General features: G+C 65.5%; 16 protein-coding genes. 5 read left to right on the top strand and 11 right to left on the bottom strand.

Features of this window, described 5'->3' with window-relative positions:
* Window positions 1-34 precede the first annotated feature (34 nt).
* Entirely contained in the window at window positions 35-700 is a 666-nt protein-coding gene (locus tag C8J46_RS12175; protein ID WP_132739318.1) for a response regulator transcription factor, read from the bottom strand.
* Window positions 701-811: 111 nt separating this feature from the next.
* Here C8J46_RS12175 and C8J46_RS21090 point away from each other — a divergent pair, with 111 nt between their 5' ends.
* Window positions 812-1,504: a hypothetical protein gene (locus C8J46_RS21090; RefSeq protein ID WP_207894164.1), complete on the top strand. Its 693-nt coding sequence runs from the start codon at window positions 812-814 to the stop codon at window positions 1,502-1,504.
* Window positions 1,505-1,589: 85 nt separating this feature from the next.
* On the opposite strand, the gene C8J46_RS12165 is transcribed toward C8J46_RS21090, so the two are convergent.
* From C8J46_RS12165 to C8J46_RS12145, 5 genes are all read right to left on the bottom strand, one after another.
* Window positions 1,590-1,814 (bottom strand): hypothetical protein, encoded by a 225-nt coding sequence (locus C8J46_RS12165; RefSeq protein ID WP_132739315.1) that lies wholly within the window; start codon window positions 1,812-1,814, stop codon window positions 1,590-1,592.
* Window positions 1,811-2,944, bottom strand: coding sequence for a PepSY-associated TM helix domain-containing protein (locus tag C8J46_RS12160; RefSeq protein ID WP_132739312.1), 1,134 nt, complete (start codon window positions 2,942-2,944; stop codon window positions 1,811-1,813). The genes C8J46_RS12165 and C8J46_RS12160 overlap by 4 nt, the downstream gene beginning before the upstream one ends.
* 241 nt (window positions 2,945-3,185) lie before the next feature.
* The gene (locus C8J46_RS12155; RefSeq protein WP_132739309.1) at window positions 3,186-4,079 is read right to left on the bottom strand and encodes an SDR family oxidoreductase; all 894 of its coding nucleotides are present in this window, start codon (window positions 4,077-4,079) and stop codon (window positions 3,186-3,188) included.
* Between the two features lie 59 nt (window positions 4,080-4,138).
* Entirely contained in the window at window positions 4,139-5,773 is a 1,635-nt protein-coding gene (locus C8J46_RS12150) for an OFA family MFS transporter (protein WP_132739307.1), read from the bottom strand.
* A 42-nt stretch (window positions 5,774-5,815) separates the two neighbouring features.
* Window positions 5,816-6,490 carry a fumarylacetoacetate hydrolase family protein gene (locus C8J46_RS12145; RefSeq protein ID WP_207894163.1) on the bottom strand — a complete coding sequence of 225 codons (675 nt, stop codon included), beginning with the start codon at window positions 6,488-6,490 and terminating at the stop codon, window positions 5,816-5,818.
* A 126-nt stretch (window positions 6,491-6,616) separates the two neighbouring features.
* On the opposite strand from C8J46_RS12145, the gene C8J46_RS12140 reads away from it, so the two are divergent.
* Window positions 6,617-7,711, top strand: coding sequence for a catalase family protein (locus tag C8J46_RS12140; RefSeq protein WP_207894162.1), 1,095 nt, complete (start codon window positions 6,617-6,619; stop codon window positions 7,709-7,711).
* Window positions 7,704-8,498 carry a metallophosphoesterase gene (locus tag C8J46_RS12135; RefSeq protein ID WP_243643349.1) on the top strand — a complete coding sequence of 265 codons (795 nt, stop codon included), beginning with the start codon at window positions 7,704-7,706 and terminating at the stop codon, window positions 8,496-8,498. Before C8J46_RS12140 ends, C8J46_RS12135 begins: the two co-directional genes overlap by 8 nt.
* A 47-nt stretch (window positions 8,499-8,545) precedes the next feature.
* Here the strand turns inward: C8J46_RS12135 and C8J46_RS12130 are convergent, their stop codons facing one another.
* The 4 genes from C8J46_RS12130 to rpoB all read right to left on the bottom strand — a co-directional run bounded on the left by C8J46_RS12130 (window position 8,546) and on the right by rpoB (window position 19,879).
* Complete coding sequence (locus C8J46_RS12130; protein ID WP_243643348.1) at window positions 8,546-9,358, bottom strand: hypothetical protein; 813 nt, start codon at window positions 9,356-9,358, stop codon at window positions 8,546-8,548.
* Between the two features lie 68 nt (window positions 9,359-9,426).
* Window positions 9,427-10,710, bottom strand: coding sequence for a glycosyltransferase (locus C8J46_RS12125; RefSeq protein ID WP_132739302.1), 1,284 nt, complete (start codon window positions 10,708-10,710; stop codon window positions 9,427-9,429).
* Between the two features lie 558 nt (window positions 10,711-11,268).
* Window positions 11,269-15,555 carry a DNA-directed RNA polymerase subunit beta' gene (gene rpoC, locus C8J46_RS12120; protein ID WP_056060318.1) on the bottom strand — a complete coding sequence of 1,429 codons (4,287 nt, stop codon included), beginning with the start codon at window positions 15,553-15,555 and terminating at the stop codon, window positions 11,269-11,271.
* Between the two features lie 169 nt (window positions 15,556-15,724).
* On the bottom strand, window positions 15,725-19,879 hold the full coding sequence (gene rpoB / locus C8J46_RS12115; RefSeq protein ID WP_060526672.1) for a DNA-directed RNA polymerase subunit beta: 4,155 nt from the start codon (window positions 19,877-19,879) through the stop codon (window positions 15,725-15,727).
* Window positions 19,880-20,284: 405 nt separating this feature from the next.
* On the opposite strand from rpoB, the gene C8J46_RS12110 reads away from it, so the two are divergent.
* Complete coding sequence (locus tag C8J46_RS12110) at window positions 20,285-20,782, top strand: hemerythrin domain-containing protein (protein ID WP_132739299.1); 498 nt, start codon at window positions 20,285-20,287, stop codon at window positions 20,780-20,782.
* Window positions 20,783-21,000: 218 nt separating this feature from the next.
* On the opposite strand, the gene C8J46_RS12105 is transcribed toward C8J46_RS12110, so the two are convergent.
* Complete coding sequence (locus C8J46_RS12105) at window positions 21,001-21,747, bottom strand: M15 family metallopeptidase (protein ID WP_165886533.1); 747 nt, start codon at window positions 21,745-21,747, stop codon at window positions 21,001-21,003.
* A gap of 48 nt (window positions 21,748-21,795) precedes the next feature.
* Between C8J46_RS12105 and C8J46_RS12100 the strand changes: the two genes are divergently transcribed.
* Window positions 21,796-22,515, top strand: a complete 720-nt coding sequence (locus C8J46_RS12100; protein ID WP_132739294.1) for an RNA pseudouridine synthase — start codon at window positions 21,796-21,798, stop codon at window positions 22,513-22,515.
* Window positions 22,516-22,529: the final 14 nt, after the last annotated feature.

Raw genomic sequence — 22,529 nt, 5'->3', positions numbered from 1 at the left:
ACCCCGGCCTTCGCCGGGGTGGTGCATATCGCCATCACGCCCCGTCCGCCGTCAGCCGATACCCGCGGCCGCGTACCGTTTCGATCATCTGCGCACCGATCTTCCGCCGCAACCGGCCGATGATCACCTCGATCGAATTCGAATCCACGTCCGCGTCGCCCTCGTAGACCCGCTCGATCAAGTCGGCGCGTTCGATCACCACCTCGCGGCGGAGCATCAGTGCCGACAGCACGCGCCATTCGAACGCGGTGAGCTTCAGCGGCAGGCCATCGCGCTCGAACGTGCCGAGTTGCGCGTCGAACGTCAGCGGCCCGCATGTCACGCGCGCCGCAGCATGACCGGCGGCGCGGCGGACCAGCGCACGCAGGCGCATCACCACCTCCTCGACGCGGAACGGTTTCACCACATAATCGTCGGCGCCCGCCTTGAACCCCTCGACCTTCTCCGACCAGCCGTCGCGGGCGGTCAGGATCAGCACTGGCAGGTCGCGGCCCGCTGCGCGCCAGTCGCGGAGGACGGACAACCCGTCGCGCTTCGGCAGGCCAAGATCGAGCACCGCCGCGTCGTACAATTCGGTCGCGCCGAGATGGCCGCCGTCCTCGCCGTTGCTCGCGACGTCGACCGCGAAATGCTCCGCGCGCAACGCTCGCGCCAACCCGTCGGCGATCGCCGCATCGTCCTCGACCAATAATACCCGCATGCGCCTGTCCCTATGTCCAAGATCACAACGGAAACTGAACGGCTTGGTTCAGCGGGCGTCGGCAGCGTGCGCCTAGAAGGTGATTCGTCAACCAATGAGAGGAACGACGCAATGACCGAACATTCCCACACCGCGCCCGGCAAGCGGTTCAATCTCCGCCGCAACCGCCTGGCACTCGCCGCCGCCGGCTTGCTCGTGGTCGGCGGTGCCGCCGGCGCCGTCACCGTCGCCGCCACCCGTCCGAGCGTGACGATGGCGCCCGCAACCCCAGTCGCGATCCGCTCGCTCCAGTCGGACGGCATCGTCACGATCCGCGGCACCGTCGCCGAGCAATACGGCAACAAGTTCGTGATGGCCGACCGCACCGGCCGCGCGCTGGTCGATCTCGGTCGCGGCGGCGAGGGTAGCAACCTGGTCGCGACTGGGCAGCCGGTGACGATCCAGGGTCGGTTCGAGGATGGTTTCGTCCACGCCTCGTTCCTGGTCGCGCCCGGTGGCAAGGTGACCGCACTCGGCCCGGTCGGTGGCCCGCCGCGCGGTCCGCATGGCCCTGGTCCTGATGGTCCGGGTCGCGATGGTCCTGGTGGCCCTGGTGGCCCTGGTGGCCCCGGTGGCCCGGGTGGTCCGGGCGGCCCTGGCGGTCCGGGTGCTCCCCCGCCACCGCCGGCAGGGGTCGCACCGCCCCCGCCAGCCGGCATGGCACCGCCGCCGCCGCCGATGGCGCCGGGTGCAGCCCGCGCACCAGCCGGTGCGCTCCCCGCACCGGCATCGGTACCTGCCCCGCAGGCGACGCCAGCGACCTGAAGTCTGTGGAGCCGGGTAACACCGGCTCCATTTTTCAATCGGCGCGAACTCTACAATCCTCCCCCCCGCGGGGGAGGATCATTCTTTAGTGAGCGATCGACGCGACCCTTGGCGCTTCGGCGGGGCGTGATTGCGTGAACGGTGTGCGGACCCAGTAGCGGCCGGTCACGACCAGCGGCAGCGCGAGCAGCAGGCCTGCGCCGGCATCCCAGACGCCATCGCCGATCAGGCCTGCGCCGAGTCCGGCACAGGTCGACACGCCCAGCAAGATCGGCAGTGCGAAGATCTGGCGGTTGGTCTTGTGGGTCATGCGATTTCTCCCGCCATCACGACTTCGCGGACGCGCTGGTCGCTCGGACCGCCGCGACGACGCAGCCACAGATACAGCCCGCTGCCGAGCACGATGATCGTCAGTATGTCGAAAATGGCCCAGACGATCTTCATCGCGAGGCCGCCGTAATTCCCGAAATGCAGCGGCTGGGCGAGCAGCATCGCCTGCATGTACCAAGGCATTGGCACGACCGCGTCGAGCCGTCCGGTCGCGGCATCGACGAAGCCCGGCAGCAGCAGCTTCGACGTCAGCGGCGTCGCGCCCTTCAGGAACACGGCGTAGTGATGCTGGCTGCTGAAGACGACGCCGGGGAAGGCGATGAACTGCGGCTTCATCTCGGGCGCCTTGCGCTGCACCGCGTCGAGCGCCGCCTGCACCGATGCGCGCTGGGGCCCGAGCGGGGTGCGCGTCTCGCTGGCGATGATCTCGGCAAGGCCGTTCGATTTCCAGATGGCGGTGATCGGCACGACGAAGGTGTTGATCGTCCCCGTCACGCCGACGACGCTCGCCCACACCAGAGTGACGATGCTGAGCAGATTGTGGCGATCGAGCCAGCCGAGCCGCTTGCTGCGTCCGCGGCGCAGCGTGCCGAAGTCGAGCTTCGCCATGAACGGGGCGTAGAGCACGACGCCGGACACGATCGCGGCGAAGAAGAGCAGGCCCATCACGCCCAGGAAGATCTCCGCCCAGAAGCCGAGGAACATGTCGGTGTGGAGCTTCAGGATGAATGCCATCACGCCGGGGACGTAGGGCGGCATCTTAGCCCCGGTGCGCGCGTCGAAGGCGAGGAAATGCATTGCTGCGGGCGCCGCATCTGCGGTGGGGCCGGTCGTGACGTAGACGATCGGGCGCTCTTCGTCGAAGCTGATGTAGAGCGGGAGCTCGCCGGGGGCCGCCTTCGCCGCGCGGGCCAGAATGGTGTCGAGCGAGAGCGATGGCGTATTCGCGGGTAGCGTCGCCATCGGCGCGGGCGGGTTGAGCCAGCCATCGATCTCCTCCTCGAAGATCAGCGGCAGGCCGGTCACGCACAGCATCAGCAGGAACGCGGTGCAGATCAGGCTCGTCCATTTATGGACGAGATACCAGGTCTTGATCGTGCCGCGGGTCATGTGCGGGCAGCGGTTCTGACGAGGGATATGATCTTCCGGGCGGTCACCGGGATACAAGTACAGAATTGATAACGATGTGCAATAGCGACGTTAGGGGCCTTACGAACTGATCCTCCCCCGCAAGGGGGAGGTGGCACCGAAGGTGGCGGAGGGGGGAGGAACACGCAACTGCGGTGATCCCTACCTCCCCCACCGTCTGGCAAGTGCCAGCCACCTCCCCCTTGCGGGGGAGGATTCTCGGTCAGGCCACGCCCGCGCCGCCCGTCACGCCGTAGACCTCACCGGTAATATAGCTCCCCTCCTGCGAGGCGAGCAGCACGTACACCGGGGCGATCTCCACGGGCTGACCCGGGCGGCCGAAATGGCTCTTCGACCCGAAGGTCTTGACCATCTCCCGCGGTTGGCCGCCGCTCGGCTGAAGCACCGTCCAGAACGGCCCAGGCGCAACGACGTTGGCGCGGATGCCCTTTTCGATCAGCTGCTTGGCGAGACCCTTGGTGTACGCGACGATTGCCGCCTTGGTGGTCGCATAGTCGAGCAGATTGTCCGACGGATCATAGCCCTGCACCGATGCCGTCGTGACCACTGCTGCGCCGACGGGCAGATGCGGGACGGCGGCCTGGACGAACCAGTGCAGCGCATAGACGTTGGTCTTCATCGTCTGGTCGAAATCGTCGGTCGAGATATCGGCCACAGTCGGCCGCGTCTGCTGGCGACCGGCGTTGACGACCAGCACGTCGAGACCGCCGAACGCATCGATCGTCTGCTGGACCGCGGCGCGACAGAACGATTCGTCCTTCACGTCACCGGGCAGCGCAAGCGCCTTGCGACCCTCGGCCTCGATCAGTGCGACGACTTCCTGCGCGTCGGCTTCTTCGGCGGGGAGATAGACGATCGCGACATCGGCGCCCTCGCGCGCATAGGCGATCGCGGCGGCGCGACCGATGCCGCTGTCGCCGCCGGTGATGAGCGCCTTGCGGCCGGTCATCTTGCCCGAGCCCTTGTAGCTCGTCTCGCCGTGATCGGGCTTCGGGTCCATCTTCGACGCGATACCCGGGGCTTCCTGCGGCTGCTGCGGGAAGGGGGGCTGCGGATATTGCGTGCGCGGATCCTGCATCGTGAGCCGGTCGGCCATGGGAAGCTCCTGTCTGGGGGGAACAGGGGCAACCGATGGCCGACCGATCGGGTTGCGCTTTACTTGAGCAGGATCAACGCCTTCGACAGCGTCATGTAGATCCCCCAGAGGATCGGCAGCCCGACCGCGAGCCAGGCGAACACGACCACCGGCGAGGTGCCGGTAGCCGTCGCGACCGTCCCGCCGGCCACCGTCTCGACCGCGACCGGCCTGTCGTCCGCGGGCATGTGGAATTTGGCGGCGACCGGCCGGACGAACAGGTTCGCGACGAACCCGGCGACGAGCATCGCCGCCAGCACCCAGAAGATCGGCGGGTAGATATCGCTCCGCGGCACGCCCGCCGCGATAGCGCGGTCCCGCATGTTCGCGACGAGCAACGGCCCGACCACACCCGCGGTCGACCACGCGGTCAGCAGCCGCCCGTGGATCGCACCGACATATTTCGTCCCGAACAGATCGGCGAGATACGCAGGCGCAGTCGCGAACCCGCCGCCGTACATGGAGGCGAGGATGCAGAAGACGAGGATGAACAGGCCGAGCGTCGTGCCGGCGAGCGCCGGTGCGGCGAATCCGTAAAGCACCGCGCCCGCGACGAGGATCGTCGCGAACAGCGGTTTCCGCCCGATCCGATCGGACAGCCACGCCCAGAAGAACCGCCCGCCGATGTTGAACAGGCTGATCGCGCCGACAAAGCCTGCGCCGACCGCCGCCGCCGCCTTCTTCTGGTCGTCGTCGAACGCGGTAAACAGCACGCCCGGCGCATCGATCAACCGTCCGCCGAACAGCTCCTGCAACATCGGCGAGGCGATGCCGATGATCCCGATCGACGCGGAGACGTTGAAGAACAGCACCAGCCACACGAGCCAGAACTGCGGCGTGCGGTGAGCGTCGGACAAGGCGACGTTGAACCGGCTGATCGATGCCTTGGCGCTCGTCGGCGAGGTCCAGCCGGCCGGCGCCCAGCCCTCGGCAGGCACGCGGTAGCCGATCGCGCCGGCCATCATGAACACGAAATAGACGCTCGCGAGGACCAGGAACGTCTGCCACACGCCGACGCCTGCAGGGCTCGCAAAATGCTTCATCAACAGATCGGCGAGCGGTCCGCCGATCATCGCGCCGCCGCCAAAGCCCATGATTGCCATGCCCGTGGCCATGCCGCGACGGTCCGGAAACCATTTGATCAGCGTCGAGACGGGCGAAATATAGCCGAGCCCAAGCCCGATGCCGCCGATCACGCCCGACCCGATCCAGATTAGCCAGAGCTGGTGCATCGACACGCCGATCGCGGCGATCCCCATGCCGCCACACCAGCAGAACGCGGCGACGACGCCGGCTTTGCGCGGGCCGGCGCGCTCGAGCCACCCGCCCCAGATCGCGGCCGACGCGCCGAGCACGACGAAGAACAGCGTGTACGTCCAGACGAGGTCGCTCACCCGCCAGTCGCAGGTCGTCGTGGTCAGCGCGCCGAGCAGCGAGAGGTCCTTGCAGACCACCGGATCGGTGATCCCGATCGCACGCGACAGCGGCAGCCAGAATACGCTGAACCCGTAGGCCATGCCGATGCACAGGTGGATCGCGAGCGCGCAGGGGGGCACCAGCCAGCGGTTGAAGCCGGGGCCTGCAACCGTGCGCGCCCGGCTCAGAAAGCCGTCCGCGCCCGAATCTCGTCCGCCAAATTCGCCTGTGTCAGCCATGTGCCCCCCGATTATCTGCTTATATTCGGGGACGATGGCCGATCAGGCGGTTAATGTCACCTCAAGCGGTTCGAACCCTTCGATCGTCGCGCGCACGGTCTGTCCGCGCTGGATCGGGCCGACGCCGGCGGGGGTGCCGGTGAAGATCAGATCGCCGGGCGCGAGTTCGACGAAGGTCGACAGCGTCGCGATGATTTCGGGGACGCTCCAGATCATCATCGACAGGTCGCCCGACTGCCGCGTCTCGCCGTCGACCGTCAGCGCGATGCTGCCCGATGTGGCGGGGACGCCCGGCGTCAGCGCCGCAATGGGGGCGGAGCGGTCGAAACCCTTCGCCATGTCCCACGGCCGCCCGATCTTCTTTGCCGCCGCCTGGAGATCGCGGCGCGTCAGGTCGATGCCGACGCCCGCGCCGAAGATCATCGCTGTGGCATCCTCCACGGCGACGTCCTTGCCGCCTGTGGAAAGCGCGACGACCAGTTCGACCTCGTGATGAAGGTCTTCGGTCTGCGGCGGGAAGGGCAGGGTGCTGCCGTTCGTCACCACCGCGTCGGCGGGCTTCGAAAAGAAGAACGGCTCCTGCCGGTCGGGGTCCGACCCCATCTCGCGCGCGTGATCGGCATAGTTCTGGCCGACACAGAAGATTCGGCGGACGGGAAAGCGGTCGGTCGTACCGGCAATGGCGATCGTCGGGGCAGTGACTTCGGGAATATGCATGATGGCTCCTTTGGCGGCCTTCATCACGTGCCCGGCCGCGGTTTGCAACGCAGGCGGAACGTCCTCGGGCACGATGGGTTGGGCCTGCATACCCCAGGAAAACCTGCATTCGCAGTGGAGATACCGATGCCCAGCACCCAACCCGTGCGTTTCGACCCGTCGGTCGAGACGATCGCTCCCGATGAAGCGGAGACGTTGCAGGGCATGAAGGATTCGTTCCGGGAAATCCTGGAGACGACGTCGCAGGATTACGGCCATGCGGTGCGCGCGGTCCATGCCAAGGCGCACGGCATCGCGCGCGGGTCGATCACGATCGCCGACGGCCTGCCGCCGATCCTGGCGCAGGGCATCTTCGCGACGCCTGGCCGGCACGAGGCGGTGATCCGCATCTCGACCAATGCGGGCGATATTCTCGACGACAGCGTCAGCCTGCCGCGGGGGCTCGCGCTGAAAATTCTCGATGTCGCGGGGGATCGCCTGCCGGGGTCCGAAGGCGACACGACGCAGGACTTCATCATGGTCAACGCGCCCGCCTTTTCCGCCAAGGATCCCAAGGCATTCGGCAAGAACCTCAAGCTGCTGACCAAGACGACGGATCGGTTCGAGGGGGTGAAGAAGGCGATGTCGGCCACGTTCCGCGTCGTCGAGTCCGCGCTGGAGGCGGTCGGCGCGCAGTCCGCGACGCTGACGACGCTCGGTGGCGCCAAGCCCGTGCATCCCCTGGGCGAGACCTATTATTCGCAGACCGCGTTCCGGTACGGCGACGCGATCGTCAAATTCGCGCTGTTCCCGGTATCCCCCGAACTGACGAAACTGACCGGCAGCCTCGTCGATATCACCGCGCGACCGGACGCCCTGCGCGAGGTCGTCCGCGACGCCTTCGCCGAGCATGGCGGGACGTGGGAGTTGCGCGTGCAGATCAATACCGATCTCGATGCGATGCCGATCGAGGACGCGTCGGTCGTCTGGGACGAAGCGGTCAGTCCCTATGTGACGATCGCCAAGCTCGAAATCCCGGTGCAGGTGTCATGGGATCAGGGCAGCAGCGAGCGGACCGACGACGCGCTGGTCTATAGCGTGTGGAACGGGATCACGGCGCACCAGCCGCTTGGCGGGATCAATCGCGTGCGCGAGGAAACTTACGAGATGTCGGCAGAATTCCGCGGCAAGTTCAACGGGTGCCCCGTGCATCAGCCATCGACGTTGTCCGACCTTGCCTGACGCATCGGCCAAGGGGGGCACGTCGTTGAAGCTGTTCCATGTCAGCGACGTACATTTCGGTGCGGAAGACCCGGCGGCGATCGCGTGGTTTTCCGAGCGGGTCGCGGTCGAGAAACCCGACGCGGTCATCATGACCGGCGACCTGACGATGCGCGCGACCAAGGACGAGTTCCAGCGTGGCGGCGACTGGCTGCGCTCGCTTGGCGTGCCGGTAACCTTGGAGGTCGGGAACCACGACATCCCCTATTATTGGGATCCGTTTCGGCGGCTGTTCGCACCCTATCAGCGCTATGCCGCAGTCGAGCAGATGATCGAGCGGCCGCTGGAGTTGCCCGGCGTGACCGTCGTCCCGCTCAAGACCACCGCGCGCGCGCAGTGGCGGTGGAACTGGTCGAAGGGCCGCGTGAGCCCCGGTTCGCTCAAGCGCGCGCTGGCGATGATCGCGGACGTGCCAAAGGGCAATTTGATCTTCATCGGCGCCCATCATCCGTTGATCGAGGGCGGGACGACCGGGACGGCGAAGACGCGCAACGGCGACGAGGCGCTGACCGCGCTCGCCGAGGCTGGCGCGCATGCGGTGTTGTCGGGGCATGTCCACGATCCGTTCGACGTGCCGGTCGAGCGCGAAGGGCGCATCATTCGGATGATCGGTGCCGGCACGCTGTCGAAGCGCACGCGGGGGAGTCCGCCGGCGTTCAACGAGATCCGCGTCGAGGGTGGGCGTTTCGAGACGTTGGCGCGGACGCTGTCGGACGAGAAGAAGCACTCGATCACGAGTGACGTCTGAAGAAATCTACGATCCTCCCCCTGGCGCGGGAGGATCGAGCACTGACCTTAGTCCGGCGCCTTCCCGGAGTTGAACTCGATATCGATCTCGACCCAGCCGCCGAGGATCTGCTTGCCACCTACGCGTGGCGGGCGGACGCGGAATTGCCACGCCGCTTGCCGCATCGCGCGGGCCAGCCCCGACCCGACCGGCGACTCGCTCAGCGCACGGCAATTCTCGACCTGATAGTTGGCGATCATCCGGCACGCGATCTTCGCCCAGCTGTTGGGCGGCGGCGGGCTCTTGAGGTAACCGTTGAGCTCCGCGTCGGTCGGGCGCCGATACCATTCGACCTTGTACAGGCGCTCGCCACCAGGGCCTTCGCCGGGACCATAGGCTGCGCCACTGTCCTTGCCCTTTCCCGAGCCGCTGCCGCCGTCTCCGCCGGCAAGCTGGTCGTCGGGATGCGATGGCATCTTCGAGATATCAGCGGCGTCGAACATCTCCATCCCGCCGAGCATCTTGATCGGCAGGGGCGGGGGCGACTTTGGCGGCGCGGGCGGTGCCTGTGCGGAGTCTGCACGCGGTGCGGCGCGCGGTGGCGACCCACCGCTTGCCCGCTTCTGCTTGGTCGGCGACGGTGTGCGCTTTTGCGGTGTGGGCGCGGTCTGGTCCGGCGCGATCTGGAATGTGACCGGATCGCGGCGCTCCTCGGGCTTCACGACGGCCGAAGGCGTCAAGCGCAACAACAGCAACAGGATCAGGATATGCGCGATGACGGTCAGCACGAACGCGCCACTGCGCCGGCGCGCCGAGCCGCGCGTCTCGATCGACGAAGGATGGTACGCCGACCGCATCGGCTGTTCGCCTAGCTGCGCCAAGGCGCGACGGCAACGCCTGGCGTCGATGATCTTTTTGTCACCATGGTCACTGAAAACTGTCGACCAAGTCAGCCGCGCACAACGACGAGCGCGGCGATCGCGTCCGCAGCAGCTTCTGCGCCGTTCTCCCGCGCAACCTGCGCGCCGACCTGCGCGGCCGTCTCGCGCATTCGGTCGGTCAGGATGGCGGTGATGGCAGCGCCGGCGCGCATGATCGTGAAGTGCTTCGACGACAGCGTCTTGCCGACGCCGATCGATTGGATGCGGTGCGCGTTGTCGTACTGATCACCCATGTGCGGGACGACGAGTTGCGGCTTGCCGGCCCGCAACGCCTGGCCGGTCGAGCCCGCGCCGCCGTGGTGGACGATCGCGCTGGCCTGGGGGAACAGCAGCGAGTGCGGCGCATAGCGGCAGACATGGATATGTTCGCTGGCCGTTGCCTGATCGTCGCTGCCTGTCAGCAGTACCGCGCGTCGGCCAAGTGCTCGCGCGGTCGCCGCTGCGGTGGTGTAGAAGTCGCCCGGCGCAAACGTCGCAAAGGATCCCAGCGTGAAGACCAGCGGCGGTGGACCGGCGGCGAGGAACGCCTCGAGCGCGGGATCGCGCCTTTCGGGCGCCCCGGTATCGCTGTCGAAAATCGCAAAGCCGGTGACGCGCGCAATGTCCGGCAGGTCAGGCTGGCGCGGCGCGATGGCCGGCGAATAGCAGCACAAGGTCAGGTCGGCGCTCACGGGCGTCTCGAGCAGCAACGCCTGGCGTGACGGCGGCAGGCCGCGTGTCTTGCGAACCGTATCGACGTGCCGTCCATACCGATGTCGCAGGACTCCACGCATGACCCGGTACACCGACCGGTTCCAGGCGCGGCCGATCGGCCCGGTCGGTGCGTGGGCCATCATTGCGAAGTCGGGCGTGCGGGGTGGCGCATAGGCGGAGAAGGTCGCCATTGGCTGGAGCAGAACGTTGACCAGCGGCACGTTGCGCGTCTCCGCGACTATCGGCGCGGCGAACACGAACAGCGAGGCGACCAGTACGACCGCGCCCTCCATCGCGTCGTCGAGCGCCGTGGTGCTGTCGGCTAGCCACGGCATCAGGATTCGGTTCATCAGATAGGTCTGATCCGACATGATGCGCTTTGCGACCTGGTCGGGCGGCATGCCCAAAGTCTCCGTCAACGCGTCGAACCCGCCGACGATGGCGATGCCGGTCAGCCCCGCGGCTTCGACCTTGGCGACGTGATCGGCAGGTACCGCCAGCACGACCGCGAACCCTCTGGCCTTCAGCGCAAGGCCGATCGCGATGAAGGGATGCAGGTCGCCGAGCGAGCCGATCGTGGCGAGGACGATCTTTCGCATCGGCTCTGTGTTGTCCTTCCCGGCCGCTAATTTCGACAGCACCCGCCGCAGCCGTACAGCGGGAATGCGACTCCTTTGTTGCGGAGAAATCGTCGATGCCGTGGTGCACAGCATGAAGCCACGCGCGCTAAGGGGGCCGATCTACTGTCAGCTCGGACCGCCAGATCCGCATTTTCCGCGTCATGCCGGACAAGTTCCGGGATTCACGGTCGCGCAAATCGAAAGACGTGTCTTGCAGAACGGGGAACGCCGGACCGCGTCGGTATCCCTCTCGAGTAAGAGCCGACCCGCAGTTCGACGGCGGCACCTTCTTGTTCTCCCGCGAAGGCGGGAGCCCAGTCTGGATCCCCGCCTTCGCGGGGAAACAGCTTACCTTACAGCTGTACCCTCCGAACCCATCAAACCGACCGGGAAATTCGGGACTGAAGCCCTTTCAATGCTCTGAAGGTCGATCAGTCCTTCTCTGCATCTGCGCGCCAAAACGAAAAAGGCCGCCGCCCGGTATCCCGGACGGCGGCCTTTCTTTTAGTCAGCGCGGAAGGCGTCTGACGAAACCGATTACTCGGTCTCGTTCAGATACTCGCCGGCATCCGCGTCGGTGCCGGTGCCCGAGGTGACGACTGCCGCGAGCGGATCCTCACCCGTGCCGCCTGCATCACGCGGCGAACGTGCCAGTTCGGCAGCATGCTCGTCGGCAGCCGACATCGGTGCCACGATCGACACCTCCGCCATCTTGCGCTGCTGGACGCGCATCGCGGCGTCGCGGCTGTTGGCCACGACACGCAGGCGGTTGAGGCCTGCACCGGTGCCTGCCGGGATGAGCCGGCCGACGATCACGTTCTCCTTCAGGCCCATCAGCATGTCCTGCTTACCCTGGACCGCGGCCTCGGTGAGGACGCGGGTGGTCTCCTGGAACGATGCCGCCGAGATGAAGCTGCGGGTCTGCAGCGATGCCTTGGTGATGCCGAGTAGGATGGGCTTGCCCTGTGCGCGCGTCTGCTTCTTCTCGAGCTTCTCGTTGGTCGCGTCCATTTCCTCGCGATCGACCTGCTCGCCCTTCAGCAGCGTGGTGTCGCCGCCGTCGGTGATCTCGACCTTCTGCAGCATCTGACGAACGATCGTCTCGATGTGCTTGTCGTTGATCTTCACGCCCTGGAGACGATAGACCTCCTGGATTTCCGACACGAGATACTCGGCGAGGGGTTCGATGCCCATCGTCTCGAGGATGTCGTGCGGATCGGGCGAACCGCCGATCAGGTTATCGCCGCGCTTGACGTAATCGCCTTCCTGGACGTCGATCACCTTCGACTTCGGCACCAGATACTCGACGACGTCGCCGCCATCCTCGGGCTGGATGCCGATCTTGCGCTTCGCCTTGTAGTCCTTGCCGAACACGACGCGACCCGAGATCTTGGCGATGATCGCCGAGTCCTTGGGGATACGCGCCTCGAACAGCTCGGCAACACGCGGCAGACCACCGGTGATGTCGCGCGTCTTGGCGCTTTCGCGGCTGACGCGGGCCACGACGTCGCCGCCGAACACCTGTGCGCCATCCTCGACCGACAACGTCGCGCCGATCGCCAGCATGTAACGACCGGTCTCGCCCGACGTCTCGTCGAGCAGGGTCATGCGCGGACGCAGATCCTCCTTCGACTTGGTCGCCGCACGATATTCGATCACGACGCGCTGGGCGATGCCCGTGGCTTCGTCGGTCTGCTCGGTGAGCGTCTTGCCCTCGATCAGGTCGACATACTTGATCGTGCCCGGGTTCTCCGTGATCACCGGCATGGTGAACGGATCCCACTCGGCCATCCGATCGCCGCGCGACACGATGTGACCATCGTCGAACAGCACGTACGCACCGTAGGGGATGCGATCGACCGAGAGCTCGCGGCCGTCCATGTCGACGATCGCGATTTCACCCGAGCGGCTGAGCACCACGCGACGGCCACGCTGGTCGACGATGATACGCAGATCGCGGAACTGCACCGTACCGTCAGCGTGAGCTTCGAGGTTCGACGTTTCGTTGAGCTGCGCTGCACCACCGATGTGGAACGTACGCATCGTCAGCTGCGTGCCCGGCTCACCGATCGACTGCGCGGCGATGACGCCGACAGCTTCACCGATGTTGACCGGCGTACCGCGGGCCAGATCGCGCCCGTAGCACTTGCCGCAGACGCCGATCTTCGACTCGCAGACCAGCGGGCTGCGGATCTTGCACGACTGCGTACCGAGGCCTTCGATCGTCGTGATCATCGGCTCGTCGAGCAGCGTGCCCGACGGGATGACGACCTTGCCGGTCTTCGGATCGACGATGTCTTCCGCGGTCGTACGACCGAGGATGCGCTCGCCGAGGCTTGCGATCGTCGAACCACCCTGGAGAATGGCCTTCATCTCCAGAGCGCGGGTCGTGCCGCAATCCGGTTCGATGATGACGCAATCCTGCGACACGTCGACCAGACGACGCGTCAGGTAGCCCGAGTTCGCCGTCTTCAACGCCGTATCCGCGAGGCCCTTGCGAGCGCCGTGGGTCGAGTTGAAGTACTCCAGGACGGTCAGGCCCTCCTTGAAGTTCGAGATGATCGGCGTTTCGATGATCTCGCCCGACGGCTTGGCCATCAGGCCACGCATACCGGCAAGCTGCTTGATCTGTGCCTGCGAACCGCGGGCACCGGAGTGAGCCATCATGTAGATCGAGTTGATCGGCTTTTCACGACCGGTCTCCTCGTCGACCTTCACCGCACGGATCTCGTCCATCATGGCGTTCGCGACCTGGTCACCGCAACGGCTCCAGGCGTCGATCACCTTGTTGTACTTCTCCTGCTGCGTGATCAGACCGTCCTGATACTGCTGCTCGAAGTCCTTCACGAGCGCCTTGGTGTCGTCGACCAGACCAACCTTGGCATCCGGAATGATCATGTCGTCCTTGCCGAACGAGATGCCGGCACGGAACGCGTGGCGGAAGCCGAGCGACATGATCGCGTCGGCGAACAGCACGGTCTCCTTCTGGCCGGTGTGACGATAGACCTCGTCGATCACGTCGCCCACGTCCTTCTTGGTGAGGAGGCGGTTGACGGTGTCGAACGGCACCTTGTGGCTGTGCGGCAGGCACTCGCCCAGCAACATGCGGCCCGGGGTCGTCTCGTACCGCTTGAGGTACTGCTTGCCCTTCTCGTCGGTCTGCGGAACGCGGCTGATGACCTTGGTGTGCAGCGTGACCGCCTGGGCGTTCAGCGCCTGGTGCACTTCGGCCATGTCACCGAGCAGCATCCCCTGGCCCGGCTCGTTCTCCTTCATCATCGACAGATAATAGAGGCCGAGGACCATGTCCTGCGACGGAACGATGATCGGCTTGCCGTTGGCGGGCGACAGGATGTTGTTCGTCGACATCATCAGGACGCGCGCTTCGAGCTGCGCCTCGAGGCTCAGCGGGACGTGCACGGCCATCTGATCGCCATCGAAATCGGCGTTGAACGCGGAGCAGACCAGCGGGTGAAGCTGGATCGCCTTGCCCTCGATCAATACCGGCTCGAACGCCTGGATGCCGAGACGGTGAAGCGTCGGCGCACGGTTCAGCATGACCGGATGCTCGCGGATCACCTCGTCCAGGATATCCCAGACTTCCTTGCGCTCCTTCTCGACCCACTTCTTCGCCTGCTTCAGGGTCATCGACAGACCCTTCGCATCGAGGCGCGCGTAGATGAACGGCTTGAACAGCTCGAGCGCCATCTTCTTCGGCAGGCCGCACTGATGCAGCTTCAGCTCAGGCCCGGTCACGATGACCGAACGACCCGAATAGTCGACGCGCTTGCCGAGAAGGTTCTGGCGGAAGCGGCCCTGCTTGCCCTTGAGCATGTCGGACAGCGACTTCAGCGGACGCTTGTTGGCGCCCGTGATCGTGCGACCGCGGCGACCGTTGTCGAACAATGCGTCGACGGCCTCCTGGAGCATGCGCTTCTCGTTGCGGACGATGATGTCCGGCGCACGAAGCTCCATCAGGCGCTTCAGGCGGTTGTTGCGGTTGATCACGCGGCGATACAGATCGTTCAGATCCGACGTCGCGAAACGGCCACCGTCCAGCGGCACCAGCGGGCGCAGCTCGGGCGGGATGACCGGAACGACCTCGAGGATCATCCACTCGGGGCGGTTGCCCGAATCGATGAAGCTCTCGACGACCTTCAGGCGCTTGATGATCTTCTTGGGCTTCAGCTCGGACTTGGTGACCGCGAGCTCTTCGAGCAGCGCGGTACGCTCACCGACGAGATCAAGCGATTCGAGCATGATGCGGACCGCTTCGGCACCGATACCGGCCGAGAACGCGTCCTCGCCATACTGGTCCTGCGCGTCGAGGAGCTCGTCCTCGGTCATCAGCTGGTACTTCTCGAGCGGGGTCAGGCCCGGCTCGATCACGATGTACGCCTCGAAGTACAGCACGCGCTCGAGCTGCTTCAGCTGCATGTCGAGCAGCAGGCCGATGCGCGACGGCAGCGACTTCAGGAACCAGATGTGCGCGACCGGGGCGGCGAGCTCGATATGGCCCATCCGCTCGCGGCGAACCTTCGAGACGGTAACCTCGACGCCGCACTTCTCGCAGACGATGCCCTTGTACTTCATGCGCTTGTACTTGCCGCACAGGCACTCGTAATCCTTGATCGGACCGAAGATGCGCGCGCAGAACAGGCCGTCACGCTCGGGCTTGAACGTGCGATAGTTGATGGTCTCGGGCTTCTTGATCTCGCCGAACGACCACGAACGGATCTTGTCCGGGGACGCGATGCCAATCTGGATCTGGTCGAACGTCTCGGTCTTGGCGACCGGATTGGCGAAGGGGGTCATCTCGTTCATGAGCTGTCCTTAGGAAAAATCTTCCCCCCTACCGCTTGCGGGAGGGGGAGGGGCCCAGCCTCTTCAGGCTGGGAGGGGGTGGGCGCCCGGCATCGACGTCGCGCTTCGCTGCCGGCCGGGAGCCCACCCCTCGGTCCCCTCCCGCGAGCGGGAGGGGAGGGCAAAGGAACTACTCCGCCGCGATCTGGATGCCGTCGCTGTCGAAGCCGGGCTCCGACTGCTTCAGGTCCACATTCAGGCCGAGCGAGCGCATTTCCTTGACGAGCACGTTGAAACTCTCCGGGATGCCGGCCTCGAACGTGTCGTCGCCCTTGACGATCGCCTCGTAGACCTTGGTGCGGCCGACCACGTCGTCCGACTTCACCGTCAGCATTTCCTGCAAGGTGTACGCCGCGCCGTAGGCCTGGAGTGCCCAGACCTCCATCTCGCCGAAGCGCTGCCCACCGAACTGCGCCTTACCACCCAGCGGCTGCTGCGTGACCAGCGAGTACGGCCCGATCGACCGCGCGTGGATCTTGTCGTCGACCAGATGGTGGAGCTTCAGCATGTAGATGTAGCCCACCGTCACCTTGCGATCGAACTGATCGCCGGTGCGGCCGTCGAACAGGTCCGACTGACCCGACGTGTCGAGGCCCGCCAGCGCCAGCATCGCCGAGACGTCGGCTTCGCGGGCACCATCGAACACCGGCGTCGCCATCGGCACGCCGCCCTTCAGGTTCTTGGCAAGCTCGACGATCTCGTCACCCGTGCGGGCGTCGATCTCGGCGTGATACTGCTCGCCGTACACCGTCTTGAGGCGATCGCGGACCGCCTCGGGCATCGCACCCGGCTTGGCATCCGGATTCTCTTCACGCCACGTCTCGAGAGCCGCGGTGATCGACTGACCCAGGCCACGTGCGGCCCAGCCCAGATGCGTCTCGAAGATCTGACCGACGTTCATGCGCGATGGCACGCCCAGCGGGTTCAGCACGATATCGACCGGCGTACCGTCGGCGAGGAACGGCATGTCCTCCGCCGGCAGAATGCGGCTGATGACGCCCTTGTTGCCGTGACGGCCGGCCATCTTGTCGCCCGGCTGCAGCTTGCGCTTCACCGCGACGAACACCTTGACCATCTTCAGTACGCCCGGCGACAGCTCGTCACCACGCTCCAGCTTCTCGCGACGATCGTGGAACTTGTCCGTGATCAGCTTGGCTGCGTCGTCATACTGGATCTTGACCGCTTCCAGATCGCTCTGGACCTTGTCGTCGGCGACCGCGAACTTCCACCACTCGTGGCGGTCGACGCTGTCGAGCAGATCCATGTCGATCACGACGCCCTTCTTGACGCCCTTCGGCGCCGAGGTGGCGGTCTGATCGAGCAGCATCTCGCGAAGACGCGACCAGGTCGCACGGTTCAGGATCGAACGCTCGTCGTCCGAATCCTTCTTCAGGCGCTCGATCTCCTCGCGCTCGATCGCCATGGCGCGCTCGTCCTTGTCGATGCCGTGACGGTTGAAGACGCGAACGTCGACGACCGTACCCGACACGCCCGGCGGCAGGCGAAGCGACGTATCGCGCACGTCGCTGGCCTTCTCGCCGAAGATCGCACGGAGAAGCTTCTCCTCCGGCGTCATCGGCGATTCACCCTTCGGCGTGATCTTGCCGGCGAGAATATCGCCCGGCTCGACCTCTGCACCGATGTAGACGATGCCCGCCTCGTCGAGGTTGCGAAGGGCTTCCTCGCCGACGTTCGGGATGTCGCGCGTGATGTCCTCAGGCCCAAGCTTCGTATCGCGAGCCATCACCTCGAACTCGTCGATATGGATCGACGTGAACACGTCGTCCTTCACGATCCGCTCGGAGATCAGGATCGAATCCTCGTAGTTGTAGCCGTTCCACGGCATGAACGCGACGAGGCTGTTGCGACCCAGCGCCAGCTCGCCGAACTCGGTCGACGGGCCGTCGGCGAGCACGTCGCCGGCACGGACCGCATCGCCCACCTTCACCAGCGGACGCTGGTTGATGCAGGTTGACTGGTTCGAACGCTGGAACTTCATCAGCGTGTAGATGTCGACGCCCGACTTGCCGGCATCGATCTCGCCGGTTGCCCGGATCACGATACGTGCCGCGTCGACCTGGTCGACGATGCCCGCACGCTTTGCCGAGATCGCTGCACCCGAGTCACGCGCAACCGTCTCTTCCATGCCGGTGCCGACGAACGGCGCCTCGGCCTGGACGAGCGGCACGGCCTGACGCTGCATGTTCGAGCCCATCAGTGCACGGTTGGCGTCATCGTTTTCCAGGAACGGAATGAGCGATGCGGCGACCGAGACGAGCTGCTTGGGGCTGACGTCCATCAACGTGATGTTATCGGGCAGCGCCATCAGGAATTCGCCAGCCTGACGCGACGACACCAGTTCCTCGACGAAGCCATTCGACGAATCGAGCTCGGCGTTGGCCTGCGCGATCGTGTGCTTGGCCTCTTCCATCGCCGACAGATAGACGACGTCGTCGGTGACCTTGTGGTCGACGACCTTGCGGTATGGCGTCTCGATAAAGCCGTACTTGTTGACGCGCGAGAACGACGCGAGGCTGTTGATCAGACCGATGTTCGGGCCTTCCGGCGTCTCGATCGGGCAGATGCGGCCGTAATGCGTCGGATGAACGTCGCGGACTTCGAAGCCGGCGCGCTCACGCGTCAGACCACCTGGTCCAAGTGCCGACACGCGACGCTTGTGAGTGACTTCCGACAGCGGGTTGGTCTGATCCATGAACTGCGACAGCTGCGACGAGCCGAAGAATTCGCGGACCGCGGCAACCGCAGGCTTCGCGTTGATCAGGTCGTTCGGCATGACGGTCGAGACGTCGACCGACGACATGCGCTCCTTCACGGCGCGCTCCATGCGGAGCAGGCCGACGCGGTACTGGTTCTCGAGCAGCTCGCCGACCGAACGGACACGGCGGTTACCGAGGTTGTCGATATCGTCGATTTCGCCCTTGCCGTCCTTGAGGTTCACGAGCGTCTTGATGACCTCGAGAATGTCCTCGGTGCGCAGCGTCGTCACGGTGTCCTCGACGTCGAGGTCGAGACGCATGTTGAGCTTCACGCGGCCGACGGCCGACAGGTCGTAGCGATCCGGATCGAAGAACAGACCCGAGAACAGTGCCTCGGCCGTCTCCAGCGTCGGCGGCTCGCCGGGGCGCATCACGCGGTAGATGTCGGACAGCGCCTGCTCGCGCTCTTCGGCCTTGTCGACCTTGAGCGTGTTGCGGATCCACGGACCCGTTGCAACGTGATCGATGTCGAGCAGGTCGAGACGCTCGATGCCTGCCTGGTCGAGCAGTTCGAGGTTCTCGGACGTAACTTCGTCACCGGCTTCGATGTAGATACGGCCGGTCGACTCGTCGATCAGATCGTAGGCCGAATAGCGGCCGAAGATTTCCTCGGTCGGGATCAGCAGGTCGGTGAGGCCGTCCTTGAACGCCTTGTTCGCAGCGCGGGGGCTGATCTTCTGGCCGTTCGGGAACACGACTTCGCCGGTCTTCGCATCGACGATGTCGAACATCGGCTTCTGGCCACGCCAGTTCTCGACCTGGAACGGAACGATCCAGCCACCCTGGCCGCGGACGAACGTCACGCGGTTGTAGAAATAGTTGAGGATCTCTTCCGACGTCATGCCGAGCGCGTAGAGCAGCGCCGTCACGGGCAGCTTGCGCTTGCGATCGATGCGGACGTTGACGATGTCCTTCGCGTCGAACTCGAAATCGAGCCACGAGCCGCGATACGGAATCACGCGCGCTGCGAACAGGTACTTGCCCGATGCGTGCGTCTTGCCGCGATCGTGATCGAACAGGACGCCCGGCGAACGGTGCATCTGGCTGACGATGACGCGCTCGGTGCCGTTGATGAAGAACGTGCCGTTCTCGGTCATGAGCGGCATGTCGCCCATGTACACGTCCTGCTCCTTGATATCGATGACCGACTTGGCCTCGGTATCGGGATCGACCTCGAACGCGGTCAGGCGCAGCGTGACGCGCATCGGCGCGGCGTAGGTGATCCCGCGCTGGCGGCATTCCTCGACGTCGAACTTCGGTGGCTCAAGGACGTAGTCGTCGAAATCGAGATAGGCGGTGCCGGCGAAATCCTGGATCGGGAACACGCTGCGCAGCGTCTTCTCGAGACCCGAGACGTGACCGATCGACTTGTCGGAGCGCAGGAACTGCTCGTAGCTCTCGCGCTGGACTTCGATCAGGTTCGGCATCTGCACGACTTCGTGGATGTTGCCGAAAACCTTGCGGATACGGCGCTTTGCAGTGCCGTGTTCGATCGCCTTGGAAGCCATAGGTTTTGTTTCGCCCTATAAAAACTGACGGATCAGTCGTAATTTCGTGCTTGGGAACCCCCAAGCGGGACGCACGTTCACGCAAAAAGGCCGCGCGCATCAGGTGCGGCGGCTCTCAGCGTATGAAACCTCGGTATCCAATACGATCGACACGCTGCGCGACGGCATGTCATTTCCCGGATGCTGTGGTGAGATGCGGATATAGGCGTAGCACGGCGTCATGTCAAAGGGCGGATGTCGATGTGTGACGCAATGCTCTAGCTATCGAGATTGAGGGCCGAGATTGAGGGCGGGTCGTTTTGAAACGCCGAGAGTGTCGAAAATACTATAGATTGTGGATCGCCTGCAACGCTAGGCGCATCCGCAGTAGGGCGTCGATCGTATACGTATGGGGGATACGGCAGGATGAACGACAAGGTGACAACCGACAGGGTGATGGTCCACGCGGCCTCCGACGAGGATCGCGCGAACTGGGCGCAACTACTCGATGATCACAAGCGGATCGCCGAGCAGTGCGTCGTACTCGCCGATCTGGCGCAAGGGTCGCGCGAGCAGAGCGGCATCGCGTCGCGCAAGCTGATCGAACTCGCGATCACCGTCGCCAAGCATCTCGACCTCGAGGACGAAGTGATCGATCGCACGGTCGTGGCGATGGAGGCGAAGTATTCGCCCGACACGATCGCGACGATGGAGGAGAATCTCGACATCCTGCGGTCCGACTGGAAGGCGTTCATCGGTCGCTGGCTGCCGGTCATCGCGCCCGGCGAATGGGAAAAGTTCGGCGTCCAGGCGGAGTCGATGCTCGATCGGCTGTCGAGCCAGGTGATGCTCGAGACCGAGATTCTGTACGATCACGCGCTGCGCGACGGTGTCGTGCGTCCGGGTGGGCTGGTGCTGCACTGAGGGACGGCGAGTCCAGGTCACCCGATCGGGACGCATGAAGCATTTAGATAGATACACTATCCAACTGCACCACCCCGGCGGAGGCCGGGGCCCAGTTGGAAAGGTAGCAGTAACGAAGCGCTGCTCGTCGTTGGCGACGTTCCCCAACTGGGCCCCGGCCTCCGCCGGGGTGGCATGATTCTTGGGGATCCGTATCCCGGATCAAACCAGCCGTTCGTCTACCGCCGCTTCTTCTTCGACGGCACAACAGCCACAGGCGCCACCGGCACCGGCGGTTGCACCGTAACCTTCACCACCAGCGGCAACACCCCGGGATCGGCCGGATACAACCGCCGCGCCCGCGCGAACACGAACCGCGCCTTCGCCGCGCCCGGGGCGGCCTCGGTGGCCCCGACCCAGCGCCAATGCCACGGCTCCCACTTCACATGCTGCTTGTTGCCACCGGGAAAGCTCTGCTCGAACCCGAACCGCGGCGCGTTCGCCCGCAGCCAGCGCGCGGCGGGCGTCGCGGCCATGCACGCCTCCGCATCGGGACACCCGTTCGCCGGACGCACCGCGAAATCGAGCGCATAGCCGGTCGAATGCTCGCTATACCCCGGCGGTGCGACCGAGATCGCGCGGTCGGCCGGACTGCTGGTCTCGCCGCGACAGAAGACGCTGCGCTGGCGGGCGATCGACCGCTGGCACGACAGCGCGCGGAGCTGACCCATCACCGAAGGATCGCCCTGCGCCGCCGCGAACAGTCGCAACAGGTCGGGAAGGATGTCGGCACGCACCACGCACGGATTGCCCACGGAATATTCGGACGGCAGCGTGACCAGCTCGGTTTCGGGCGCGTCGCCGTACGGCAGATGCCCGAACGCGCGACCGTCGGGGGCGATTGCCGCGCTCTGCCCTTCGCACAATTGGGCCTCCGCCACGGTCGGGGCGAACAGGAGCGCGAGGGCCAGCGTGCGGTGCAACATCGACGCGGGCTCTGGCACGCAGGCGCTAATGATGGCAAGGGCGGCGCCATGCATGGTGAACGCGTACTCTTCCTCGACGGCGAGGCCCTGGTGATCGACAAGCCCGCAGGGCTGCCGGTCGATCCGCCCCGCGATGGCTCGCTGAGCCTCGAAAATCATCTCGAAAGCCTGAAGTTCGGCTTCCAGCGCTGGCCGAAGGCGGTCCACCGGCTCGACCGCGACACGAGCGGCTGCCTGCTCTTGTCGCGCAACCCCAAGGCGCATGCCCGGTTGCAGCAGGCGTTCGAGCAGGGCCTCGTCTCGAAGCGCTACGTCGCGCTGCTCGACGGCGTCATCGAGGGCACGTCCGGCCTGATCGAGATGGCGCTGGGCAAGGTCAGCACCGCCGAGACCGGCTGGCGGATGGTCGAGGACCCTGACGGCAAGAAGTCGCGCACCAAGTGGCGCGTGCTCGAGATCAGGGACGGGCGTTCGCTGGTCGAGTTCCTGCCCGAGACCGGCCGTACGCACCAGATCCGCGTCCACGCGGCGAGCGGCCTCGGCGCGCCGGTGGTCGGCGACGGCGTGTACGGCAAGGCGGACGGCCTCGGCATGATGCTCCACGCGCAGCGCCTGATCGTGCCGCGTCCGGGCAAGCCCGATGTGCTCGCCGAAGCGCCGCTCCCAGAGCGGTTCGCGAAAGCCGGGTTCGCCGACGAGGCGGCTCCGGTCGCCGACGTCGCTCCGGCTGCCGATGCGATAACGGCGCCCGACTCCGCCGACGACTGAGCGGGCGAGGGGCT

Origin of the sequence: Sphingomonas sp. PP-F2F-A104-K0414 (genome assembly GCF_004340945.1) — a bacterium.
In the GTDB taxonomy this organism is placed as follows: Bacteria; Pseudomonadota; Alphaproteobacteria; order Sphingomonadales; family Sphingomonadaceae; genus Sphingomonas.
This window is presented reverse-complemented; position numbering and strand designations above follow the sequence as displayed.

Coding starts and splice junctions, on each gene's coding strand:
- C8J46_RS12175 (WP_132739318.1), bottom strand. CDS start 700: ATGCGGGTATTATTGGTCGAGGACGATGCGGCGATCGCCGACGGGTTG.
- C8J46_RS21090 (WP_207894164.1), top strand. CDS start 812: ATGACCGAACATTCCCACACCGCGCCCGGCAAGCGGTTCAATCTCCGC.
- C8J46_RS12165 (WP_132739315.1), bottom strand. CDS start 1,814: ATGACCCACAAGACCAACCGCCAGATCTTCGCACTGCCGATCTTGCTG.
- C8J46_RS12160 (WP_132739312.1), bottom strand. CDS start 2,944: ATGACCCGCGGCACGATCAAGACCTGGTATCTCGTCCATAAATGGACG.
- C8J46_RS12155 (WP_132739309.1), bottom strand. CDS start 4,079: ATGGCCGACCGGCTCACGATGCAGGATCCGCGCACGCAATATCCGCAG.
- C8J46_RS12150 (WP_132739307.1), bottom strand. CDS start 5,773: ATGGCTGACACAGGCGAATTTGGCGGACGAGATTCGGGCGCGGACGGC.
- C8J46_RS12145 (WP_207894163.1), bottom strand. CDS start 6,490: ATGCATATTCCCGAAGTCACTGCCCCGACGATCGCCATTGCCGGTACG.
- C8J46_RS12140 (WP_207894162.1), top strand. CDS start 6,617: ATGCCCAGCACCCAACCCGTGCGTTTCGACCCGTCGGTCGAGACGATC.
- C8J46_RS12125 (WP_132739302.1), bottom strand. CDS start 10,710: ATGCGAAAGATCGTCCTCGCCACGATCGGCTCGCTCGGCGACCTGCAT.
- rpoC (WP_056060318.1), bottom strand. CDS start 15,555: ATGAACGAGATGACCCCCTTCGCCAATCCGGTCGCCAAGACCGAGACG.
- rpoB (WP_060526672.1), bottom strand. CDS start 19,879: ATGGCTTCCAAGGCGATCGAACACGGCACTGCAAAGCGCCGTATCCGC.
- C8J46_RS12110 (WP_132739299.1), top strand. CDS start 20,285: ATGAACGACAAGGTGACAACCGACAGGGTGATGGTCCACGCGGCCTCC.
- C8J46_RS12105 (WP_165886533.1), bottom strand. CDS start 21,747: ATGTTGCACCGCACGCTGGCCCTCGCGCTCCTGTTCGCCCCGACCGTG.
- C8J46_RS12100 (WP_132739294.1), top strand. CDS start 21,796: ATGCATGGTGAACGCGTACTCTTCCTCGACGGCGAGGCCCTGGTGATC.